2 protein-coding genes are annotated in these 1,478 nt (G+C 45.3%); both read right to left on the bottom strand.

Features of this window, described 5'->3' with window-relative positions:
• Positions 1-325 (bottom strand): transglutaminase N-terminal domain-containing protein (locus tag B7Y67_RS17830; RefSeq protein WP_293599778.1); only part of this gene is annotated, 325 nt, incomplete at its 3' end.
• A gap of 8 nt (positions 326-333) precedes the next feature.
• On the bottom strand, positions 334-1,341 hold the full coding sequence (locus tag B7Y67_RS17825; RefSeq protein WP_293599777.1) for an alpha-E domain-containing protein: 1,008 nt from the start codon (positions 1,339-1,341) through the stop codon (positions 334-336).
• Between the last annotated feature and the right edge of the window lie 137 nt (positions 1,342-1,478).

Raw genomic sequence — 1,478 nt, 5'->3', positions numbered from 1 at the left:
CAGTTGGCTCAGTCAGATTTGTTTGTTGAAGTAGGTGGTAAGGGGAGACTGCCTTGGGCTCATCAATAAACTCAAAAGCATCTTGAGTATGAACCTCACCCTCTGCCTCAATCATCATTGATGTGTATGAACTCTCTTGCACAAAAACGCTATAGAGATTACCAAAAGCATCATGTGAAGTGCTTGCCTTAATGGGGGTGCTGACTTTCCACTTGTCGATTATTTGACCGGCCACATCGGGTGGTGTGAGTCGCAACTCTTGAATAGAGTAGCGTACCGGTGTTTCATAGCGGTATTCTGTACGGTGACGAATCTTCAGGTGCATGGTGATCTTTAAGCTACAGCTAATGGAATAAGGTAGGCGTTACTGAATTCATCAGCAATATGATTGATGCGCTCCAAGAACTCTTCAATGAACTCCTCTAAGCCTTGCGAGAAAACCTCATCAATATCGGAGTAGTCTAGGCTTGCCTTGAGCTTGCCTAGAAGACGTTCAATTTCTTTGGATTGCTGATTCTTCATCTCTGCAATCAGAGGAATAAGTTCATTGACACAGCACACTAACGAGCGTGGCATTTGCTTATTGAAAATCAATAGTTGCGCTACTTGCTTGGGAGTCACCTGATCAGAGTAGATTTGACGATAGATCTCAAAAGCAGAGACAGAGCGAAGCAGGGCAGCCCAGTGATAAAAATCAAAGAAGTCGCCATCAGCTCCATCAATCACTTCAGAGAGATCACCGTCAACTGGCTTATCTTTTCTATTGGAACGCAATCCCTTTAGCGCTGCTTGACCTTCATATTTAGTTTCTAAAATACGTGCGGTGTTATCGGCCCTTTCTAGCAGGGTGCCGACATTCATAAAGTAGAAGGCTTCGTTCTTGAGCATGGTGCCATGCATAACACCCCTAAATAGGTGGCAACGATGCTTTACCCATTCCAGTAGTCTGCTTGGGTCGGCTTGATTTCGGGCCTCCAAAATGCGTTGCAACTCTAACCAAGTGGTGTTCTGGGTTTCCCATGCTTCAGAGGTAATTTTGCCTCGAATAACGCGAGCATTTTCACGAGCGGCAAATAGACAAGACACGATGCTGGAAGGATTGCTGGTTTCATAAATCATGAAATCCAAGACATTCTCACGCGTGACAACATCGTATTTCATCAAGAATGAGTCTTCTAACTTGGAGATCGTGAGTAGCTTTTTCCAGCTCTGCTCTAAAAACTCTGCAGGCTGCGGGAGTAGGGAGGTTTGGTGATTGACGTCCAACATACGGGCAGTATTTTCTGCGCGCTCTGTATAACGGGCCATCCAGTAAAGGCAATCAGCGGTACGACTCAACATATTGATTTATCCCTTTTATTCTTCTAGAACCCAGGTGTCTTTAGTGCCGCCACCCTGTGAGGAGTTCACAACTAAAGAGCCTTCTTTGAGGGCAACACGAGTAAGACCACCCGGAACCATCTTGATTGTTTTTCCTG

The sequence above is a fragment of the Polynucleobacter sp. 35-46-11 genome, assembly GCF_002281105.1.
The sequence above is the reverse complement of the archived record's forward strand: the minus strand, read 5'-3'. Positions and strand labels throughout refer to the sequence as shown.